This is a genomic window from Streptomyces sp. NPDC019224, assembly GCF_040632605.1.
Taxonomy (GTDB): domain Bacteria; phylum Actinomycetota; class Actinomycetes; order Streptomycetales; family Streptomycetaceae; genus Streptomyces.
This window is the reverse complement of sequence record NZ_JBEYCF010000010.1, coordinates 92,448-112,707: the sequence shown is the minus strand read 5'-3', so window position 1 is coordinate 112,707 and position 20,260 is coordinate 92,448. Positions and strand designations below refer to the sequence as shown.

Annotated in this window: 18 protein-coding genes; 7 read left to right on the top strand and 11 right to left on the bottom strand. The window is 73.7% G+C overall.

All coding sequences use genetic code 11. The annotated features are described in order from the left end of the window. A complete protein-coding gene (locus ABZ564_RS09195) occupies positions 1 to 1,470 on the top strand; it encodes a SulP family inorganic anion transporter (RefSeq protein ID WP_360852016.1) in 1,470 nt (489 codons plus the stop codon). 102 nt (positions 1,471 to 1,572) lie between these two features. On the opposite strand, the gene ABZ564_RS09190 is transcribed toward ABZ564_RS09195, so the two are convergent. Continuing rightward, positions 1,573 to 2,349, bottom strand: coding sequence for a GDSL-type esterase/lipase family protein (locus ABZ564_RS09190; protein WP_360852012.1), 777 nt, complete (start codon positions 2,347 to 2,349; stop codon positions 1,573 to 1,575). Between ABZ564_RS09190 and ABZ564_RS09185 the strand changes: the two genes are divergently transcribed. The 3 genes from ABZ564_RS09185 to ABZ564_RS09175 all read left to right on the top strand — a co-directional run bounded on the left by ABZ564_RS09185 (position 2,348) and on the right by ABZ564_RS09175 (position 4,411). Next, complete coding sequence (locus ABZ564_RS09185) at positions 2,348 to 3,349, top strand: WD40 repeat domain-containing protein (RefSeq protein WP_360852008.1); 1,002 nt, start codon at positions 2,348 to 2,350, stop codon at positions 3,347 to 3,349. The two genes, ABZ564_RS09190 and ABZ564_RS09185, sit on opposite strands and share 2 nt — an antisense overlap. 227 nt (positions 3,350 to 3,576) lie before the next feature. Further along, complete coding sequence (locus ABZ564_RS09180; protein ID WP_360852005.1) at positions 3,577 to 4,248, top strand: DUF6338 family protein; 672 nt, start codon at positions 3,577 to 3,579, stop codon at positions 4,246 to 4,248. Then, positions 4,214 to 4,411, top strand: coding sequence for a hypothetical protein (locus ABZ564_RS09175; protein ID WP_360852002.1), 198 nt, complete (start codon positions 4,214 to 4,216; stop codon positions 4,409 to 4,411). Before ABZ564_RS09180 ends, ABZ564_RS09175 begins: the two co-directional genes overlap by 35 nt. Before the next feature lie 40 nt (positions 4,412 to 4,451). Here the strand turns inward: ABZ564_RS09175 and ABZ564_RS09170 are convergent, their stop codons facing one another. Together ABZ564_RS09170 and ABZ564_RS09165 are read right to left on the bottom strand one after the other, a co-directional pair. After that, complete coding sequence (locus ABZ564_RS09170) at positions 4,452 to 9,260, bottom strand: CHAT domain-containing protein (RefSeq protein WP_360851999.1); 4,809 nt, start codon at positions 9,258 to 9,260, stop codon at positions 4,452 to 4,454. Positions 9,261 to 9,317: 57 nt separating this feature from the next. Then, entirely contained in the window at positions 9,318 to 9,713 is a 396-nt protein-coding gene (locus tag ABZ564_RS09165; protein WP_360851996.1) for a PPOX class F420-dependent oxidoreductase, read from the bottom strand. Between the two features lie 82 nt (positions 9,714 to 9,795). Between ABZ564_RS09165 and ABZ564_RS09160 the strand changes: the two genes are divergently transcribed. After that, positions 9,796 to 10,341, top strand: coding sequence for a GNAT family N-acetyltransferase (locus ABZ564_RS09160; protein WP_360851993.1), 546 nt, complete (start codon positions 9,796 to 9,798; stop codon positions 10,339 to 10,341). Here the strand turns inward: ABZ564_RS09160 and ABZ564_RS09155 are convergent. The 8 genes from ABZ564_RS09155 to ABZ564_RS09120 all read right to left on the bottom strand — a co-directional run bounded on the left by ABZ564_RS09155 (position 10,298) and on the right by ABZ564_RS09120 (position 17,902). Continuing rightward, positions 10,298 to 10,924, bottom strand: coding sequence for a Uma2 family endonuclease (locus tag ABZ564_RS09155; protein ID WP_360851990.1), 627 nt, complete (start codon positions 10,922 to 10,924; stop codon positions 10,298 to 10,300). The genes ABZ564_RS09160 and ABZ564_RS09155 overlap by 44 nt on opposite strands. Positions 10,925 to 11,079: 155 nt before the next feature. Continuing rightward, complete coding sequence (gene serC / locus ABZ564_RS09150) at positions 11,080 to 12,198, bottom strand: phosphoserine transaminase (protein WP_360851986.1); 1,119 nt, start codon at positions 12,196 to 12,198, stop codon at positions 11,080 to 11,082. Between the two features lie 104 nt (positions 12,199 to 12,302). Beyond that, positions 12,303 to 13,538 (bottom strand): cytochrome P450, encoded by a 1,236-nt coding sequence (locus ABZ564_RS09145; protein WP_360851983.1) that lies wholly within the window; start codon positions 13,536 to 13,538, stop codon positions 12,303 to 12,305. Between the two features lie 139 nt (positions 13,539 to 13,677). Next, positions 13,678 to 14,979, bottom strand: a complete 1,302-nt coding sequence (locus ABZ564_RS09140) for a cytochrome P450 (protein WP_360851980.1) — start codon at positions 14,977 to 14,979, stop codon at positions 13,678 to 13,680. Further along, positions 14,976 to 15,644, bottom strand: a complete 669-nt coding sequence (locus ABZ564_RS09135; RefSeq protein WP_360851977.1) for an ATP/GTP-binding protein — start codon at positions 15,642 to 15,644, stop codon at positions 14,976 to 14,978. Before ABZ564_RS09135 ends, ABZ564_RS09140 begins: the two co-directional genes overlap by 4 nt. Beyond that, positions 15,625 to 15,990 (bottom strand): DUF742 domain-containing protein, encoded by a 366-nt coding sequence (locus ABZ564_RS09130; RefSeq protein ID WP_360851974.1) that lies wholly within the window; start codon positions 15,988 to 15,990, stop codon positions 15,625 to 15,627. Before ABZ564_RS09130 ends, ABZ564_RS09135 begins: the two co-directional genes overlap by 20 nt. Continuing rightward, entirely contained in the window at positions 15,987 to 16,421 is a 435-nt protein-coding gene (locus ABZ564_RS09125) for a roadblock/LC7 domain-containing protein (RefSeq protein WP_360851971.1), read from the bottom strand. The genes ABZ564_RS09130 and ABZ564_RS09125 overlap by 4 nt, the downstream gene beginning before the upstream one ends. Then, positions 16,418 to 17,902, bottom strand: coding sequence for an ATP-binding protein (locus tag ABZ564_RS09120; protein ID WP_360851968.1), 1,485 nt, complete (start codon positions 17,900 to 17,902; stop codon positions 16,418 to 16,420). Before ABZ564_RS09120 ends, ABZ564_RS09125 begins: the two co-directional genes overlap by 4 nt. A gap of 360 nt (positions 17,903 to 18,262) precedes the next feature. On the opposite strand from ABZ564_RS09120, the gene ABZ564_RS09115 reads away from it, so the two are divergent. Beyond that, positions 18,263 to 19,240: an EamA family transporter gene (locus tag ABZ564_RS09115; RefSeq protein ID WP_360851964.1), complete on the top strand. Its 978-nt coding sequence runs from the start codon at positions 18,263 to 18,265 to the stop codon at positions 19,238 to 19,240. Between the two features lie 144 nt (positions 19,241 to 19,384). Continuing rightward, positions 19,385 to 20,179 carry a TIGR03084 family metal-binding protein gene (locus tag ABZ564_RS09110; protein ID WP_360851960.1) on the top strand — a complete coding sequence of 265 codons (795 nt, stop codon included), beginning with the start codon at positions 19,385 to 19,387 and terminating at the stop codon, positions 20,177 to 20,179. Positions 20,180 to 20,260 lie beyond the last annotated feature (81 nt).

Here is a 20,260-nt window from a genome sequence, read left to right as displayed (position 1 = left end):
GTGATCACCGTGCTGTCCAGGTTCCCTCATTTACGTCAGGACTTCCTCGCCTCCATCGTCGTCTTCCTCGTCGCGGTGCCCCTGTGCGTGGGGGTGGCGGTCGCCTCCGGCGTCCCGGCCGAACTGGGGCTCGTCACCGGCATCGTCGGCGGCCTCGTCACCGGCCTCATGCGCGGCAGCAGTCTCCAGGTGTCAGGACCGGCCGCCGGTCTGACCGTGATCGTCTTCGAGGCGGTCAGCGAGTTCGGGGTGGGCACGCTCGGCGTGATCGTGCTGATCGCCGGGCTGCTTCAGCTCGCCATGGGGTTCTTCCGAATCGGCCGCTGGTTCAGGGCGATATCCGTCTCCGTCGTCGAGGGCATGCTCTGCGGCATCGGCCTGGTGATCATCGCAGGGCAGATCTACGCCGCGGCGGGCCTGAAGGCTCCGGAGACCGGCATCGGGAAGATCACGGGCCTGCCCCGCGCGTTCGCCGACGCGCTCGGGAGTACCGAGGCCCTGGCTTCCCTCGCCGTAGGCGCGGGCACCATCGCCGTCATCGTGCTGTGGAGGAAACTGCCGAAGCGGGTGCAGTCCGTGCCCGGGGCCCTCGCCGCGGTGGTGCTGGCGACGGCCACCACGCTCGGCCTCGGACTGCCGGTCGCCACCGTCGAGGTGGAGGGCCTGCTCGGTGTCGTCCAGCCGCCCGGCGCCGAGGCCTTCGGTGAACTGGCCACTCCCGCCATCTGGGGCACGATCATCGCGTTCGCGCTGATCGCCTCGGCGGAGAGCCTGTTCAGCGCGGCAGCCGTGGACCGGCTGCACGACGGTCCGCGCACCGAGTACGACAAGGAGATGGTCGCCCAGGGCACGGGCAACGCGGTCTGCGGACTGCTCGGCGCCCTGCCCATGACCGCGGTGATCGTCCGCAGTTCGGCCAACGTCAACGCCGGTGCGAAGACCAAGGCTTCACGGGTTCTGCACGGTGTGTGGCTGCTGCTGTTCGCCGCCGCGCTCCCGTTCGTCCTGGCGCTGATCCCCCTGCCCGCGCTCGCCGGCATCCTCGTGCACGCGGGCTGGAAACTGATCCCGTTCCGCCAGGTCGCCGTGTTGTGGCGGGAGCACAGGGGCGAGGCGGCGATCCTGGTGGTCACGGCCCTCGCCATCGTCGTGGTGAACATGTTCGAGGGCGTCCTGATCGGTCTGGCCCTGGCAGTCGCCAAGACCGCCTGGGAGGCCTCTCACGTCAAACTGGAAGTCATCGACAAGAGCGCCGGTCCGATCGAGGCACACCTGGCAGGCAACGCCACGTTCCTCCGCCTGCCGAAGATCCTCGACACACTGGAGTCCCTCCCGCAGGACCGCCCGGTCGAACTCGACCTGACAGGACTGCACCACCTCGACCACGCGTGCCGCACAGCGCTGGAGAGCTGGGCCGAACGGCACAGTGCGACCGGCATCGAACCGGTGAAGCTCACCACCGCGGTCTGAACCGACGAACGACAGAGCGGTCCCCGGCCGTCAGGGGGCGCCGGGGCTGCCGGCGGCCCCGGCGGTCCGGCGGCCTGGAGACGACGTCGCACGCGCTGCATCTCACCGGCTTCTTGAAGTAGCCGCTGCCGCGAGCGCCGCCCCCGCGTACGCCGCGCCCACCCCCCACGCCTGGTGCATCGCGTCCGCGAAGGCCGCGGCCAGGTGGTGTTCGCCCGCGGGGTTCGGGTGGGTGCCGTCGTACGTGGCGGTGTGGATGTCGTACGCCGGGAGGTGGGAGGCCAGGAGGAGGGGGGAGGCGGGGTTGTCCAGGTCCGCTGTCGCCTTGGCGAGGAGTTCGTTGAAGCGGGCGCACTCCTCCGCGAAGGGGGCGTCCGTCTCGGCGCGTATGTTCGGGATCACCGGGAGGAGGACGCAGCGGATGTGCGGGTCCGCCCGGCGGGCGGCGGTCAGGAAGGCGCGGGCGTTCTCCGCGGTCTGCTCGCTGTTCGTGTAGAAGCCGAGGTCTATCAGGCCGAGGGAGACCAGGAGCACGTCCGGGCGGTGCGCGGTGACCGCGTCCGCGATCAGCGGGGCCATGTGGAGCCAGCCCTCGCCCCAGCCCGCCAGGTGGCGGCGCGCGGCCGGCGGGAAGTCGTCGGCGGCGTACGCGGACGAGGCGGCGGTGCCGGTCTCCGCGTCGTACAGCTCCGTGCGCGGGCCCACCAGCTCGTGCGGGCCGTCCGGCGCCGCCTCCAGGTGCCGCCACATGTGGTAGCGCCACGTGAAGTCGCCGGCGCGCCCGATGGTCATGGAATCGCCGACACACATGAAACGCATGGCGTCATCATGGCCGATCATGGCTTCGGCCCGGTACGTGACGATGGACACTTGTGCCATGCGTTCGTACCGACTGACGTCCTCCCCCGGACAGGCCCTGGGCGCCGCCGCGCTGCTCGCCCTCGCCGCGGCGGCCCCCGCGCTCGCCGCCGATGACGGGGCCGACCGGAATTTCACGATCGAGGACCCCCGGATCACCGAGTCCAGCGGCCTCGCCGCCAGCCGCGCCCACCCGGGGATCTACTGGACGCACAACGACAGCGACGACGGCCCCTACGTGTTCGCCGTCGACTCCCGTACGGGGAAGACCGTCGCGACGATCACCATGAAGGGCGTCGGGCAGCCGCGCGACGTGGAGGGCATCTCGATCGGCCCGGACGGGGACGTGTACGTCGGTGACATCGGCGACAACCTCAACGGCTCCTGGGACCACGTCTGGATCTACCGCTTCCCCGAGCCGAAGGTGCTGAAGGACGCGACGGTCCGGGCGACGCAGTTCGACGTGAAGTACGCCGACGGGCCGCGCAACGCGGAGGCGCTGATGGTCCACCCCAAGACCGGGCGCGTCTACATCGCGTCGAAGAACGAGGAGGGCGGCGGGCTGTACGAGGGGCCCGCGAAGCTCGACGCCGGCGCCGACAACGTCTTCCGGCGGGTCGGCGAGGTGCCCTGGGTGACCGACGGGGCCTTCTCGCCGGACGGCAAGGAGCTCGTGCTGCGCTCCTACTTCAGCGCCCGTGGTTACGTCTTCGCCGACGGCCGCCTCGGCAAGGACCACGCCGTCGACTCGCCGCTCCTGCCGCAGTCGGAGTCGGTGACGTTCACGGCGGACGGCTCCGCGCTGATGTACGGCTCCGAGGGGGAGCGGAGCGACGTCGTGCGGGTGGACCTGGAGGAGAGCGGGGACGGGGGCGGCGGGGCCGCGCACCGGGCCGGCGGGGCGAAGGACACGGGCGGCGGTGAGGGGGTGCCGATGAAGGGCACCCCGCTGACCGGCGGCATTGTGCTCGCCGCGTTCGGGCTGGTGCTCTTCCTCGGCAGGCGGCGCCGGCGGAGGTGAAGGGCGCGGGCGGGCGGTGCGGGCCGGGCCGGGGGGCGTCCGGCGGGCGGTGCGGGCCGGGTGTCGTCCGAGGGGCGGTGCGGGCCGGCGGGCGGTGCGGTCCTGCCTCCGGCTCGGCGGTTTTCCTCAGGCCCTGACGCGGGCGTGGCCGGTGCGTCATTCTGGGACGGCAGGGTTCGGGCACGTACACGGCGCGGGGGTGTGGCACCACGATGGTCCCGGGAACGGTGCAGCAGCTGACCATCCTGCTGATCCTCGTGCTGCCCGGCGTCTGCTACCAGGCCGTACGCGAGCGGCTGCGCGGCCCGCTCGCCGCCGAGCAGGAGCCCCAGAACCGCCTCGTGCGCGCCATCGCGGCGGGCGCCCTGCTCGACACCCTGTACGTGGTGGCCGCCGGGCCGTGGCTCCTGCGGGTGCTGCTGGGGGACGGCGACGGGCCCCTCGCCGGGGTGGCGCGACAGCCCCGGCAGGCGGGCCTCGCCGCGCTGCTGCTCATCGTCGCGGTGCCGGCCGCCCTCGCCTGGGCGGAGGCGGCGTGGCAGCGGCGGCACGCACGGGCGCGGTACGAGCCGACGCCGACCGCCTGGGACGCCCTCTTCCGCGGGCGCGGCTCCTGCTTCGTACGCGTACGGCTCAAGAGCGGTCTGTGGGTGGGGGGTTGGCTGGGTTCGCGGTCCGCCGTGTCGGCGTATCCGCAGAGCGGGGACCTCTATCTGGAGGCCCAGTACCGGATGGGGGCGGACGGCAGCTTTTTGGGCAGGGTGCCCGGCACGGCGGGGGTGTACGTCCGGGCGGGCGACATCGACGTACTGGAGGTGCTGCTGCCGCCCGCGCGGCAGCAGCCGGTGAGAGGAACCGACGAGGGTGAGCGAGCAGGAACAGGGCAGCCCGGACAGTGACGGCGAACTCGCCGCTCTGGTCGAGGAGTTCGCCTTCCGCAGGACCTACCGGCCCACCGACGGCATGGCCGAGCCCGAGGAGCTGCCGCAGGGGCCCTCGGGGTCGGTGATGGGCGGACCGGGGGAGACCGCGCCCCCCGCCCAGGAGCCGGACACGCCCTGAGCGCCCGGGCGCACGGCCGTGGGCCCCGGTGTGCCCGGCCTCACGGGCCCGTGTGGAGGTGCGCCGCCCACAGGTGCGGGGCTCGCGCGTAGCGGTCGCGCAGGGCCCGGACCGGGCCGTGCAGGGCGGCGGCCGGGTCGATGGGGCGGCCCCGGGCGATGTCCTCGGCGAGCGCCCGATAGAACGCCTCGGTGAGGTGCGTCGCCAGCTTGTCCGCGATGGGCCACAGGGTCCCGATCACATGCGGGTAGCCGGCCAGCTGGAAGGCCGCGGCCAGCTGGACCGCCTCGTCGGACAGTTCCACGCCGCCCCGCGACGCGGAACACGCGGACAGCACGGCGAGTTCCGGGTTCGCCGGACGCCGGCCGGCGACGTCGGACACGGTGAGGCGGCCGTCGTACAGGACGAGACCGCTCTGCGACGGACTGAGCAGCTCGCTGACGCCGTGGCAGCTGAAGTGGACCCACGGGTGCGCTTCGAGGGCCCTGCCGACCGCGTCCACCGTCGCGTCGGCCCCGGCCATCAGCCGCCGGCCGGGGAACAGCTCCGCCAATACCTCCGCCTCACGCGTGACGCCGGGCAGCGGTGGCGCTCCCGGCGTCTCGGCGAGGGCCACGACCAGCGGCGCCGGCGGCGCGCCCCGGCCGCCCCGCGCGCCGGCGGCGAGCCCGGCACGGGCCCGGGCCAGGGCGCGCAGGGTCGGGGTGTACGAGGAGACGGCGCGGTCCATGACCCAGGTGCCGGAGTCCGGCCCGCCGCGCCCGGCCGCGTGCAGTGGCAGGAAGGACAGCCAGCCGGTCGGGCACCACCACAGCCGGGGCCAGGGCTCCCCCGCCGCCGGTCCGGCGTCCAGACCGAGGTGGGCCAGGACGGGCGCGGCGATCGTGTCCCAGAGCCAGCCGAGCGTCGCGGACAGGGTGCCCATCATCGCGACGGCCCGGTCCACGCCGTTTCCGCCGTACGCGGTCTCGACGCCGTCGACGAACTCCGCCGCCCGCTCGACGGCGTCGCTCAGGGTGAGGCCGGGCAGGGGCACCACCTCGATCCCGGCCCCGGCGGTCACGACCAGGGCGTCGCAGCGGTGCGCGCTGACGTTGACGACCACGACGGGGCCGCCGTCGGCGGCGGCGACGAGTTCCGGCACGGCGGGCGGGCGCAGGAAGCCGTCCAGTCCGGGCAGCTCCCGCACCTCCGCGAGGAGCCGGCTCCAGCGGGCGGCCAGGGCGTGCCGGGCCTCGGCGATCTCGCCCGCCCGGTGCGCGTCGTGGGCGGGGGAGAGCGGTGAGGGCGCGCTCAGCTCGTCGCGGACCCGCTCGAACTCGGCCGCGCGGGCGGGGTCCGCCTCGCGCAGCCGTGACACGTCCGCCCGGTCCTCCAGGCCCTGGCCCAGCAGCACGCCCCGGCCCTGTTCGAGCAGGGCGAGGGCGTAGTCCGGGCGGCCCGCCTCGATCGCCAGCGCCGCGGCGTCGCACGCCAGCCCGTCGCCGTTGCTCAGCCGGGCCTCCTGGTCGACGCGGGCCAGGCCGCGCGGGGCGATGCCGGGCAGCAGGCCGACGGCGTACGCGTACCCCTCCAGCGCCTCGGCGTGGTCGCCCGCCCTCGCCGCCGCGAGCCCCCAGACATGGGCCGCCTGGACCCGGCCCACGCGGTGCGCGGCCGGATTGCGCGCGCCGACGCGGGCGCGGCGGACCACCTCCGCCAGATCGACGGGCTCGCCCAGGTCGTGCCGGTTCAGCTGGGACACGACCAGCAGGGTCTGCGACAGGGTGTGGTCGGGGTCGTCCTCGGCCATGCCGACGAGGGACTCCCGCGCGGCGGCCGCCGCCCGCTCCCACGCCTGCCGGGCGGCCGGCGAAGAGCCGGCGGACAGCTGGGCGGTCACCTGATGGGCCAGCGCGAGCTTCTGGAGGGCGGAGAACCGCAGGGGGTGGGGGGCGCCGAAGCGGTCGACCGCCTCCTCCAGGATGCGGCGGGCCTCGTCCACGGCACGCGGGTCGCCGTTCTCCTCCGCCTGGTGGATCAGCAGGGCGGCCAGGTTGAGGGTGGCCACTTCGCCGCCCGCGTGGTCGCCGCCCTCCACGGCCATCGCCGCGCGCAGCAGGCCGGCCGCCTCCTCGGTGGCCGACGACCCGCCGGTGAGCGCGTCCCACTGGCGCAGCGCCTCCGCCAGGTTGTTCATGTGCAGGGGCCGGTCCATGGAGGACGGCAGGCACTCCTTCAGCGCCCGCCGCAGCACCGCCACCGCTTCGGCCACCCAGACCCGGTTGCCGCTGAGGCGGCCCCGGTCCATGAGCGCGCTGCCGAGATCGGTGAGCGCCATGCCGACGCGCGCCCTCGGGGTGCAGTGCACCGCCTCGCGCAGCGTCTCGACGGCGCTGTCCATGAGCTGTTCGTCGCCGGTGTGGCGGGCCGTGCTCCACTGGATGAAGCCCATGCCGGTGAGGAGGGGCCCCCGTAACTCGGACGTCTCGGGCCGCAACGCCCGCAGGGCCGCCCGGTATTGGAACAGGGCCTCGTCCGCCTGGGCCGCGTCGCGGGTGTAGCGGTGCAGGGCTCCGAGGCTGTTGGCGAGAGCGAGCCGGGCCCCCGGATCGGGCGGCCCGGAGGTCATCACGAGCGCTTCCCGGTGCAGGCGCACGGACTCCTCCAGCGGCGCGGGGTCGGAGGAGAGCCGGGCAAGGTGGCGCAGGGCCTCCCCGAGTGCCGTCCGGCAGGTGGCCCCGCCGTAGGTGTCCTCGTCGGACGCGGCCACGGCCCCGCGCAGCACCTCGATGCCCTCCCGCATCGCTCCGGTGTCCGAACAGAACTCGCCGAGGGCCAGCAGCGCCTCGCCGAAGCACATGCACTGGTACGCGTGGAGGAAGTCGTCCGCCGACGACAGGGCCATGGCCTCGCGGTGGGTGGCCACCGATTCGGCGAAGAGTTCGGGCCGGCCGGTGCGCCCGGCGATCCTCGCCTGGGCGACGCCGATGTTCGACCGGCACACGGAACTCCGGGGGCGGGAGAACGGAGCGTGCGCCAGCTCCTCGCGCATGAGCCGTACCGCCTCCTCGTACAGCTCGACCCCGCTCGTCGTGTGGTTCCGTGCGAAGAGGGTGTGCGCGTAATCCGCGTGGCACTCCCAGTACGCCGGGCTGCGCTCCGGGAAGAGGCCGAGTGCCCGGCGCATCTCCTCGGCGCCCCGCCGCCACGCGTCGTCGTCCGTGCCGGCGCGGTGGGTCAGCGCCGTCCCGAGGGCGAAGCGCGCGGTGGCCTCGAAGGTGTCGTCGGGGGGCGGCAGGGCGAGGCACGCGCGGAAGCAGTCGACGGCCTCGTCGAGGTCGGCCGGGTCGGCCGAGGCCCGCAGGCAGCGTCCGAGTGCCAGGAGGATCCGGGCGCGGTCCTCCGAGCGGGCCGGGAGGTCGGCGGCCAGGGCGCGGATCAGCGCCACCGCCTCGCGCGGACCTGTGGTGCTGTCCGCCGCTCCGGTCGTCCCGACGCGCCGGAGGGCCTGCTTGGACAGCAGCTCGGCCAGTCCGGTGGCGTGCAGCACGCGCCGGGTGAGGTCGTCGGGCGGCACGCTCTCCATCCCGCGCAGGGCGTGGGCGAGGGCCTCCTCCACCTCCCGGGTCCGTCCCCCCGCCGCGTACCGGGAGCCCAGGACGCGGGAGAGGACGTAGTGCGCCTGGGCGCGGATCGAATGCCCCTCCGGAGCGGCGTCCAGGGCCTCGCGGGCGACCTCGTCCGCGGCGTCCAGCGCGTGCCGGTCTCCGGTGTGGACGGCGTGACCGCTCAGGAGCAGGGCGAGGTTGGTGAGGTAGACGACGCGCTCGTACGGGTTGGGTGCCGTTTCCGCGGCCTGGCGGCAGGCGGCGATCCCCTCCTCGTACCGGCCGGTGTCGTCACCGTCGTCGGGGGCTCCCTGGACGAGGGCGACGCCCAGATCGGAGAGGAACGAGGCCCGGCTGGGCAGCGGGACGCCGGTCTCGGCGAGGGCCGCGCGCAGCAGTGCGACGCCCTCGCGGCGGAGCCCGGGGTCGGCCAGGAGCCCGGCCGCGCCGCAGAGGGCCGACCCGAGGGTGGCGTCGAGCTGCGGCCGGACCGGGTTGTCCCAGGTGGTCAGCTCCACCGCCCGGCGCAGGGCGGCGACCGCTTCCCGCATGGCCTCCGGGTCCTGGTTCGAGCCGGCCCAGTGCCTGAGGACGTGGCCCAGGTTGCCGTGTCGGCGGGCCTGCTCGTCCCGGTCGCCAAAGGCGCAGAGCACGGTGGCGCGGCTCGCCTCCACGGCGGCGGCGAGCGCCTGGCGGCCTGCGCCGGTCTCGAACGCGTAGAGGAGGACGAGCCCCAGATCGGACAGGCAGGTGCCCTGTTCGAGGCTGTCGTCGCCGAACGCGGTGGCGGCGTGGCGCAGCAGGGTCTCGGCGAAGGAGAGGGCGCCGCCCGGCGCGAGGCCCCGCTGGAAGAGCGTCATCAATCCGATGGCGGTGTGGTAGGCGAGGCCGGGGTCCGTCGCGGCGCCGTCCGGCGCGTCCGCCAGCAGGGCGAGCAGCGGCCGCAGTTCGCGCGGCAGCCGCTCCGGGTCCGGCACGTCCGCCGAGGCGCACCACAGCACGGCCGCGCCCAGGGCCGTCGGGTCGGCCTCCCGCATGGACAGGTAGCGGAACCACTCGGCGTGGCCGAGGGCGAGGGCCGCGAGGTCCCAGAGGCCGCCGTCCGGCAGGACGACAGCCGCGCGGACCTCCTGGGCCGCGGCCGCGGCCTCCGGGCCGAGGAACCATTCCCCGGCGCGGGCATCGGTCCCGGCGCGGGCGGCCTGCCGGAGAAGGAGGCGCGCGGCGTTCCCCGCCCGCTCGCGGAGGTCCTGCGTCATCACTCCCCCGTAGGCCGAAAGAACCTCCAACCTACCTATTTCCGCGGCGACTTGGTGTCAGTTCTCCATCGGCCGGATCTCGTAGTGCAGGGTCCGGTCCCGCTTGATCCGGTGCGTCAGCGGGACGAGCACCCCCTGCGTCGCCGGGTACTTCCGGGACAGCATCCGGGACGCGTGCGTGTTCTCCTTCGAACCGGCCGGGAGGAGGCGCGCGTGGGCCTCGATCTGCGGGCCCGTCGGCCGGCCGCGTGCGGTGCACGGGCCGAGCCGCACCACCGGGTGGTTGCGCATGCGTTCCACCTTCCACGCCGAGGAGAACGTGCGGATGTAGGCGTGGTCGCCCTCGACCGCGATGTGCACCGGGGTGTGGGCGTGCGTCCCGTCCTGCCGCCGCGTGCTCAGCAGGACGGTGTACTGCTTCACGAAGGGCTTGAGCTGCGGGATCGTGTCCATGCCTCCATGGTCCGCCGGTACGTCCCCGCCCTCATCCGGGCGGTGGGCGGCCCGCAGGCGTTTCGCGTAGGGTCCCCGGACCATGACGCGCCACCGCCGCCCCGAGCCCTTCGCCACGCTCCGTCTCGACGCCCTGCCCCTGCGGGTGGAGTACGCGGACGAGATGGCCGCCGCCCTCGCCGACCCGGCCCTGCACACCTTCACCGGAGGCGCCCCCAAGACCCCTGAGGCCCTGCGGGCGCGTTACGTACGGCAGACCGCCGGGTCGCCGGACCCCGGCGAGCTGTGGTGGAACTGGGTGCTGCGGGCCGGGGACGGCCTCGTGGGGTACGTGCAGGCCACCGTGCGCGGCGACCGCGCCGAGGTCGCGTGGGTGGTGGGGACGGCCTGGCAGGGGCGCGGCTACGCCCGGGAAGCGGCCCGGGGCCTGGTCGCGCACCTCCGGGGGGCGGGCGTGACGACCGTGATCGCCCACATCCACCCCGAGCACACCGCCTCAGCCGCCGTGGCCGCCGGGGCGGGCCTGGCGCGGACCGGGGAGTGGGAGGACGGCGAGGAGCGGTGGGAGCTGGGCCTCCAGGCCCTCAGGCGTCCGGCGTACGGGGCTTCGCCCGGCCCGCCCGGATGAGCTCGGCGACATCGAGACCCACCTCGGCGCCGATCGAGGCGGGCAGCGGCGCCCGCCGGCCGGGGGCGTACACCTCGTGGCGGTCGTACGAGCTGCCCAGCGGTTCCGTGAGGACGTGGACGCGGCCGTGCTTCCGGTCGAGGATCACGTAGACGGGGATCTTCGCCTCGGCGTACGCGGCGACCTTGTGCCGGAGGTCGCTGGTGTAGTTGCTGGAGGTGACCTCCAGGACCAGGCGGAAGACGGCCGGGTCGTAACTGTTGTTCTTGATCAGGTGTTCGTCGAAGTCCGCGTCCACCAGGGCGAGATCGGGGACCGCGTAGTCCTCGGGGCCACCCGGCAGCCACAGGCCGATGCCTTGGAGGACTCTCGATTCCGCGCCGTGAAGCCCTGCGGCGAGGAACGGGATCATGAGCGTGGTCAGCGCGTCCGCGTGCGGGCCGTCCGGGGGTGGAGCCACGGTGATGACGCCTCCGATGATCTCGACGCGATAGCCGGGATTCTGCTCGGCGAGCCGGTTGGCCGTGACGAGCAGGGGCTCCGGTCCATCGTCACAGGGGTGCTCGGCTGCTGCTGCAGACATTGCGGGCCTCCTGGAATGGCTGGTGTCGAGACCATCATCGTAGGGCTGAACGGGCCCAGACCGTGTTCCTGGCATATGCCACACGGTCGGGTGAAGCAGAAACGGAACGGCCCCGCACACCACGTGGTGCGCAGGGCCGTTCCGGGGCGTAAGGGCTACAGCTTCTCGATCACGTAGTCGATGCACGCCGTCAGCGCCTCGACGTCCGACGGGTCGATCGCCGGGAACATCGCCACGCGCAGCTGGTTGCGGCCCAGCTTGCGGTACGGCTCGGTGTCGACGATGCCGTTGGCGCGGAGCACCTTGGCGATCGCGGCGGCGTCGATCTCGTCCGCGAAGTCGATCGTGCCGATGACCTGCGAGCGCTTGGCCGGGTCGGTGACGAACGGGGTCGCGTACTTCGACTCGTCGGCCCAGCCGTACAGGTGGCCGGCGGAGGCGGCCGTGCGGCCGGTCGTGAAGTCCAGGCCGCCCTGGGTGTTCATCCACGTCAGCTGCTCGTTCAGCAGGAAGAGCGTGGCGAGCGCCGGGGTGTTGTACGTCTGGTTCTTCAGCGAGTTGTCGATCGCCGTGGGCAGCGAGAAGAACTCCGGGATGTGCCGGCCCGAGGCGTGGACGCGGGCCGCGCGCTCCAGGGCGGCCGGCGAGAAGACGCCGATCCACAGGCCGCCGTCGGAGGCGAAGGACTTCTGCGGGGCGAAGTAGTAGACGTCCGTCTCCGCGATGTCGACGGGCAGGCCGCCCGCGCCGGAGGTGGCGTCCACCAGGACGAGGGAGCCCTCGTCGGCGCCCGCGACACGCTTGACGGGGGCCGCGACACCGGTCGAGGTCTCGTTGTGCGTGAAGGCGTAGACGTCGACGCCCGCCTCGGCCTCCGGGTCCGGGTGGGTGCCCGGCTCGGAGGCGATGACGGTCGGGTCGGCCAGCCACGGGGCGAGCTTGGCGGCCTTCGCGAACTTCGACGAGAACTCGCCGAAGTTGAGGTGCTGGGACTTCGACTCGATCAGACCGTGCGTCGCGATGTCCCAGAAGGCGGTGGAGCCGCCGTTGCCGAGGATCACCTCGTAGCCCTCGGGGAGGGAGAAGAGGTCGCGTACGCCGTCGCGCACCGCGCCGACCAGGTTCTTCACCGGAGCCTGGCGGTGGGACGTACCGAGCAGGGAGGTGCCGGTGGCGGCCAGCGCGTCGAGCGCCTCCGTCCGCACCTTGGAGGGACCGGCGCCGAAGCGCCCGTCGGCGGGCTTGATGTCAGCGGGAATCTGGATGTCGGCCACGAGTCGGAGCGTAGCCGCTCGGTGCGGCGGCTACGCAGCCTGTCCGTCGGATGAGACAGGGATTCCGACCCGTGGTCGTCGGAGGAACATCCGTACGCGCGGTGTCAGCGCAGCGTGACCGGGAGTTCGTACAGGTCGTTCTGCGTGACGATCGGCTTGTTGCGCAGCTCGCCCGCTGGGACCGCCAGCGACAGCTCCGGGAAGCGGGCGTACAGCGCGGGCAGCGCCACCGACGCCTCCAGGCGGGACAGCGCGGCGCCGGGGCAGACGTGCGGGCCGTGGCCGAAGGAGATGTGGCGGTTCGGGGAGCGGGTGACGTCGAACTCGGTCGCCGACGGCCCCCACTGCCCCTCGTCGTGCGCGATCGCCCCGAACGAGATCATGACGCCCTCGCCCTTGGGCAGCACCCGGTCGCCGACCGCGATGTCCTCCGTGGCGAACCGGATCAGGATGTGCGAGGTCGGCGCCGACCAGCGCAGCGTCTCCTCGATCACCCCGTCCCAGCTCGCCTCGCCGGCCAGCACCGCGCGCCGCTGCTCCGGGTGGCTCTCCAGGGCCACCACGGCGTTCACGATGAGGCTGATCGTCGTCTCGTGACCGGCCGCGATGATCAGCTTCAGGGTGTTGAGGATCTCCGCGTCGGTCAGGTGGTCCCCGTCCTCGGACGCCAGGAGCAGCGCCCCGGTCAGGTCGTCGCCCGGGGAGCCCTTCTTCTCGTCGAGGATGCGCGAGAAGAGGGTGTGGATGTCCGCCATCATCTGCGGCACCTCGGCGCGGGGCGTCATGTTGGAGAAGAACTTGTCGAAGAGTTCCTTCATCCGGGGCAGGTCGGCCGAGTCGATGCCCATCAGCTCGCTGATGACGTTCATCGGCAGCGGGTAGGCGAACTCCGCCTTCAGGTCCACCGTTTCGCCCGCCGCGTGCTGCTCCAGACGGTCCAGGAGCACCTTCGTGCGGGTCTCGATGCCCTCGCGCAGCCGCTCCACCCGGCGCACGGTGAGCGCCTGCGCGACCAGGCCGCGCAGCCTGCGGTGCTCGGCGCCGTCGGCGGTGAGCATGGTGCGGCCCGGGTTGACCAGACCGATCAGCGGCCAGTCCAGCGGGATCTCGCCGCGCTGCCAGGCGCCCCACACGTTGATGTCCTTGACCAGGCGGCTGTCGGTGAGCAGCGCCTTCGCCTCGGCGTAGTGGGTGACCGCGTGGACGGCCACGCCGCCGGGCAGTTCGACCCGGGCGAGCGGGCCCGCCGCGTGCAGCCGCGCGCTCTCGCCCGCGAGGTCGGTGACGAAGGGGTCGAGGACGATGCGCTCGGTGTCCTGTGCGGTGGTGGGCGCGGTCATCTGGGGGCTCCAAGGGGTGTCTCGTTGGTCAGGGCCGGATCAGGCTGCGGCGTCTGGTGCGGTGCATCGCAAGGCGCCGGAGCATCCTCGGTGGGGCCTCCCCTGCTCGAACGAAGCTGAGAGCTTGGGGAAGGAGCGATTAGGGTGTTTCGGCAACGCCGCGAGGTGCCGTGCCAGACGTTGCGGCCCCGGTCCTGGCCGACGAGACACCCCCGCGGGAGACGGTGGGAGTGAAGCTCACGGGCAGGTCGGTCAGGCCGCGCAGCCAGGGCGAGGGGCGTCGGGTCAGCTGTTCGGCCGGGACGGCGAGGTCGACGTCCGGCAGCCGGTCGAGGATGACCTCGATGGCGGTACGGGCGATGACCTCGGCGGTCTCCTGCGCGGGGAACGGGCAGCGGTGGTCGCCGTGGCCGAAGGAGAAGAACGCGTTGTTGCCGCCGGTGAGCGTGGAGCCGTCGGTACGGACCTGGGGGTCGGCGTTGGCACCGGCGAGGGAGAGGACGATCAGGTCGCCGGCCTTGATGTGGCGGCCGCCGAGATGGGTGTCGCGGGCCGCCCAGCGCCCCGCGATGTTCTGGGTGGGGGTGTCCTCCCACAGCACCTCGTTCATGGCCTCGCCGACGCTGTGCCGGCCGCCGGAGAGGGAGGCGGCGAAGCGGTCGTCGGTGAGCATCAGGCGCAGCGAGTTGCCGATCCAGTCGGCGGTCGGCTGGTGCCCGGCGGCCATCATGACCATCAGGTCCCGGGCCACGTCCTCGTCCGTGAAGCCCGCGGTGTTGGCGAGCATCCGGGAGGCGACGTCGTCGCCGGGCTCGGCGCGCCGCTCGGCCAGCAGCGCGTACACGGACGTGGCGATGTGCCGCTGGCCGGCCAGCGCGGTGGGCCCGCCGTTGATCATGTCGTTCATCGCGGTGACGAGGGCGGGGCCCTTGTCGTCGGAGAAGCCGTAGAGCTTGGCCAGGACCCGCACGGGCAGCAGCATCGCGTACTCGGCGATCAGGTCGGCCGAACCGGCCGGGCAGAACGCGTCGATCAGCTCGTCCGCGAACTCCTCGGTGCTCTTCCTGAGCTCGAAGGGGTTCGTGGCCTCCAGCGCCTCGCAGATCACGGCGGAGCGGCGGCTGTGGCGTTCGCCGACCGTGTAGAGGACCGACGGCTGGGTCCGGCTGATCATCGGCATCAGCGGCCAGTCGTCGGGGATCGCGTCCCACTGGTTCCACAGCTGCGAGTCGCGGGTGAAGAGGGCCGGGTCGCCGGTGACCTGGTGCAGCTCGCGGTAGCCGAGGACGAGCCAGGCGGGGATGTCGCCGGGCAGCGCGATCGGTGCGACCGGTCCGTGGTCGCGCCGCAGCTCCCGGTACAGCTGCGCCGGTTCGGCCTGGAACCGGGGGCCGGACAGCGGCACGGCGCCGGCGGCCTCCGCGTGGGGGCACTGGGTCACGGGGTGGGCTCCGGGGTCAGGGCGGCGGCGGCCGGGGCGGGGCCGCCGGCGGGCACGGGGGGTTCGCCGGCGTCTTTGGTGCGGGCGGCGGACAGGCGGTGCAGGTGCTCGACGAGGGTGATCAGCACGTACTTGCTGGAGGACCGGTCGCGCGCGTCGCACTCCACGAGCGGGACGTCCGGGGAGATGTCGAGCGCCTCCCGGATCTGCTGCTCGGTGTGGAGCGGGCCGCCGAAGTCGTTGCAGGCGACGATGAACGGCGTGCCGTGGTGCTCCAGCCGGTCGATGGCGTACCAGGAGTCGGCGAGGCGCCGGGTGTCGACGAGGACGACGGCGCCCAGGGTGCCGGAGAACAGCCGGTCCCACAGGAACCAGAAGCGCTCCTGGCCGGGCGCGCCGAACAGGTACAGCACCGAGCGTTCGTCGAGGCTGATGCGCCCGAAGTCGAAGGCGACCGTGGTGGACGTCTTGGACCCGACGCCGTCGAGGCGGTCGACCGCCTCGCCCGCGCGGGTCATCGTCTCCTCCGTGTTGAGCGGGCGGATCTCGCTCACGGATCGGACCATGGTGGTCTTGCCGACCCCGAAGCCGCCGACCACGACTATCTTCAGTCCGTTGTCGGCCGTCGCCTGCAGGGCGGCACGGTCAGAGGTTGCGGAGTCCAACGAGCACCTGTTCCAGGAGGTCGGGGGCGGGAAGCCGGTCCGATACGCGTGCGGTACGCGGGTGGCGGGCGCTGATCCGGCCGGTGTCGAGCAGGTCGCACAGCAGGATGCGCACGATGCTGACGGGCAGGTCGAGGGTGGCGGCGATCTCGACGAGGGCGGTGGGGCGTTCGCACATCCGCAGGATCGCCACGTGCTCCGACTGCATGCCGGTGGCCGGCTCGCACTCGGAGACCACCAGCGTGACCAGGTCGAAGGCGGCGGAGTCGGACCGGGTGCGGCCACCGGTGAGGGTGTACAGCCGGTCGGGGTCCTCGTCCCGCCCGGGGCGGGGACGCGGTGTCATACGGCCGTGGCCCGGACGGCGGCCGCCTCGACGGGCTCGCGGGGCGGGGCCACCAGGTGCTCGCCGAGCTGTTCGACGAGCTCGCTCATGTTGTGGCCGACGAGGCCCACGTCCGCGCTCTCGGCGGCGACGACCGCGAGGTGGGCGCCCGCGCCCGCCTCCACGATGAACAGGACGCCGCCGTAGAACTCGGCCATGGCCGACCGGACGCCGCCCTTGCCGTCGCCGAACTCGACGGACGCGCCGTGGGACAGGCTCTGGATGCCGGCGGAGATCGCGGCCAGCTGGTCCGCCTGGTCGACGGAGAGCTCGGGGGTGCGGCACAGCTTGAGGCCGTCCCTGGACAGCACGAGGGCGTGACGGGCGCCGGGGGTCCGTTCGAGGAGCCCCTCCAGCAGCCAGTTGAGCTTCTCGTCGGTGGTCGCGGTCATCGGGCGTTGCCTTCCGGGTGTGGGGAGTCGGGCCGTACGGCGTTGCGGAAGCTGCTGAAGCGTTCCGCCCGGGCCTTGGGGTCGGATGTACGGGGGCCGGTCGCGGAGCCGTCCGCCGGTGCGCCGGTGTCCCGCGCGGTGTCGGAGGCGGTGGCCCGGGCCCTGGCCTCGGCGGCGGCCAGGGTGCGGCCGCGGGAACGCCTGGGCAGGCCGCTCTCACCGAACTTCGGGAGGTTTCCGGTGGTGTCCGAGGCCGAGTCGGAGCGCAGGGGCTCCGGGGCGGGCCGCGGGGCGGGGGCGGTGCGGCGGGCGGCGGGGGCCGCCGGTTCGGCGCCGGAGGTGTGGACGGGCTCGGGCTCGCCGGACGCCGCGTCCGGGGCCGGGCGGGCCGGGGCGCGGGTGATGATCTCCTGCGGGAGCATGATCAGGGCACCCGTGCCGCCGCGCGCGGAGGGCCGGAACGAGACGGTCAGCCCGTGCTTGCGGGCCAGCCGGCCGACGACGGCGAGCCCGAGCCGGGTGCCGGTCAGGCCGGTGAGGTCGGCGTCCTCGGCGGCGACCGCGCGCTGGGCCCGGCGCAGCTGCACCTCGCTCATGACCAGGCCGCTGTCCTCGACGGTGACGACGATCCCGGCCGGGACCTCCTCCACGTAGACGTGGACCTCGGCGGTGGGCGGCGAGAAGTTCGCCGCGTTGTCGAGGAGCTCGGCCAGGGCGTGCATGACGCCCTCGGCCGCGTGGCCGGCGACGGCGACGTCGCTGGTGGAGTGGAGCCGGACGCGCTGGTAGCCGCTGATCCGGCCCATCGCGCCGCGCAGCACGGACTCCATGACGATGGGCTTGGCCCAGCGCCGGCCGGAGCGGGCGCCGGTGAGCACGGCGATGGAGTCGGCGAGGCGGCCGGCCTGGGCGGTGCGGTGGTCCAGGTGCAGCAGGTCGCTCAGGACGTCCTCGGAGGTGTGCCGGTGCTCCATCTCGCGCAGGTCGGCGAGCATGCTCGTGGCCAGGGCCTGCATCCGGCCGGCCGCGTTGGCGCAGGCGGTGAGGGCCGCGGAGCGCTCGGTCTCGGCGAGCGAGGCGCGGGCCTTCAGGCCGGCGTTCTCGGCGGTGAGGCGGGCGGCGCCGGCCTCGGCCTCCTCCTTGGCCTTCGCCGTCTCGGCGGCGGCGGCCGCCTTCACGCGGGCGTTCTCCGCGGTGAACCGCTGGGCCTCGGCGGCGGAGGCGGACACCAGGCGGGAGACCTCCGCGGTGAGCCGTCCGCTCTCGGCGGAGTGCGCCTCCCGCAGCCGGCGCACCGTGGCGCGGGCGTGGACGGCGGTCGTCACGGCGGCCGCGAGCAGCACGGCGGCGGCGCCGGAGCCCCAGGCCACCGCGGTCCCGGCCGAATCGGGAGCGGCGAGGGTCGCCCACGCGCACAGGGGTGCGGTGAGGGCCACCGTGACCAGAAGGGCCAGTGCGGTCGGCCGGGTTGAGGGGCGCAAAGCGGAGTCCTTGGGGGCGGACGGTGACGGACGGGACGGTTCGGACGAGCGTGGTACCGAGGACAAGCGTGACAACTGGAACAGGTGATTCCCAGGTAAGTCCCCGTCACTATATGAGAATTGACGAAACGTTTGGGAAGAACTTGTGGTGAAATCCTTTCTATTTTTGATTTCAACATGTCAATTTCTGACCGTTGAGTTGTGCGCGGCGATATGCCGTACCCGGTCGAATGGGGCGGATTCCGTACGGTGGGGGAAGGTGTTGTGCCCGGAGGGTGCAGTACCGTATATGCGGCAGTGCAGTGTGATGTACCGCCGCAGGTTCAGGACGCAGAAGGACACCAGAAGGACAGGCCCCGGGTGAAGGACCAGACCACCGCCGCAGAACCGGCCGCAGCCGCCGTCGCCGTGCCGGAGGCGGTCGCCTCCCCGGCGCTCGGCTCCCCGGCGCCCGGCGGGCAGGACGGCGCGAAGCGGCCCGGCGGGCGCGGGGCGGCGCTCGCCCCGGTCGCGCTGGTCGTCGCGGGCGGGCTCTCCGTCCAGTTCGGCGCCGCGATCGCCGTGCTGCTGATGCCCCGGGCCGGGGCGCTCGGCGTCGTCACCCTGCGCCTGGCCGCCGCCGCGCTCGTCCTGCTCGTCGTCTGCCGGCCCGGGCTGCGCGGACACTCGCGCGCCGACTGGGGCACGGTGGTCGCCTTCGGCATCGCGATGGGCGGCATGAACACGCTGTTCTACCAGGCCGCCGACCGCATCCCCCTCGGTGCCGCGGTCACCCTGGAGGTGCTCGGCCCGCTCGCCCTGTCCGTGATCGCCTCGCGCCGCCTGGTCAACGTGGTCTGGGCGGCCCTCGCGCTCGGCGGGGTCCTCCTGCTCAGCGGCGGGGGCTTCGACCGGCTCGACCCTGTGGGCGCCGTCTACGCCCTGGGGGCCGGGGCGATGTGGGCGGCGTACATCGTCTTCAGCGCCCGCACCGGGCGCCGCTTCCCGCAGGCCGACGGCCTCGCGCTGGCCATGGTGGTGGCCGCCCTCCTCTCCCTGCCGCTCGGCATCATGGACGCCGGCTCCAAGCTCCTCGTCCCCACGACGCTCGGGCTCGGCGCGGCCGTCGCGCTGCTCAGCTCCGTCCTCCCGTACACCCTCGAACTCATCGCCCTGCGCCGCCTGCCCGCACCCACCTTCGCCATCCTGATGAGCCTGGAACCCGCGATCGCGGCCACGGCCGGCTTCCTCGTGCTCGACCAGGCCCTCACCACGACGGACGCCCTCGCCATCGCGCTGGTCATCGGCGCGAGCATGGGCGCGGTGCGCAGCCAGGTGCGGGGGGCCGCGAAGCGGTGACGGGGGCCGGTCGGCCCCCGCCACGCCGGTGGGTGACGACGGGGCCGGAGGTCGGCCGACAAAAATCATGCAAGCATGCTTGATTGTTTTACGTTCCGCTGGCAGGCTCCCGGGCACACCGTCACGCCCCGAGGGGAGCGCACCGTGTCCGACGCCTCAGCCGTGCTCGACGATCTGCGCAGCGAGAGCCTGGAACTCGATCTGCTCGTCGCCGGGGCCACCCCGGGACAGTGGGCGGGAAAGACCCCCGCCGAGGGCTGGACCCTCGCCCACCAGATCGCCCACCTGAGCTGGACCGACGACGTCGCGCTGATCTCCGTCACCTACCCCGGCCGCTTCGGCGACGAGGTGTCGAAGGCCATGAAGGACCCCGAGGGCTTCGTCGACCGGGCCGCCGGGGAGATCGTCGCCGCGTACGCACCCGACGCGCTGCTCGTCCGCTGGCGCGAGGGCCGCGAGCGGTTGCAGGAGGCCCTGCGCGCGGCCCCCGCCGGGACGAAGTTCCCCTGGTACGGGCCGCCGATGAGCGTCGCCTCCATGGCGACCGGACGGCTCATGGAGACCTGGGCGCACGGCCAGGACATCGCCGACGCCCTCGGCGTCACCCGCACCCCCACCGCCCGGCTGCGGCACGTCGCCCGCATCGGGGTCCGGGCCCGCGACTACGCCTTCCTCGTCCGGGGGAAGCAGGCGCCCGCCGAGGAGTTCCGGGTGGAGCTGGAGGCGCCCGGCGGCGAGCTGCTCACCTACGGCCCCGAGGACGCCGGGCAGCGCGTCACCGGGCCGCTGCACGACTTCTGCCTGCTCGTCACGCAGCGCGCCCACCGCGACGACCTCGCGGTGCGGGCGGAGGGGGCGGACGCCGACGCCTGGCTCTCCCTCGCGCAGGCGTTCGCCGGGCCGGCGGGGGCGGGGCGGGCGCCGAAGGCGGACCGGTGAGCGGGCCGACGGGCCGGCCGGGGACGCCCGGCCCCGTGACCGTCGGGCCTGCGACCGTCGGGCCTGCGACCGTCGGGCCTG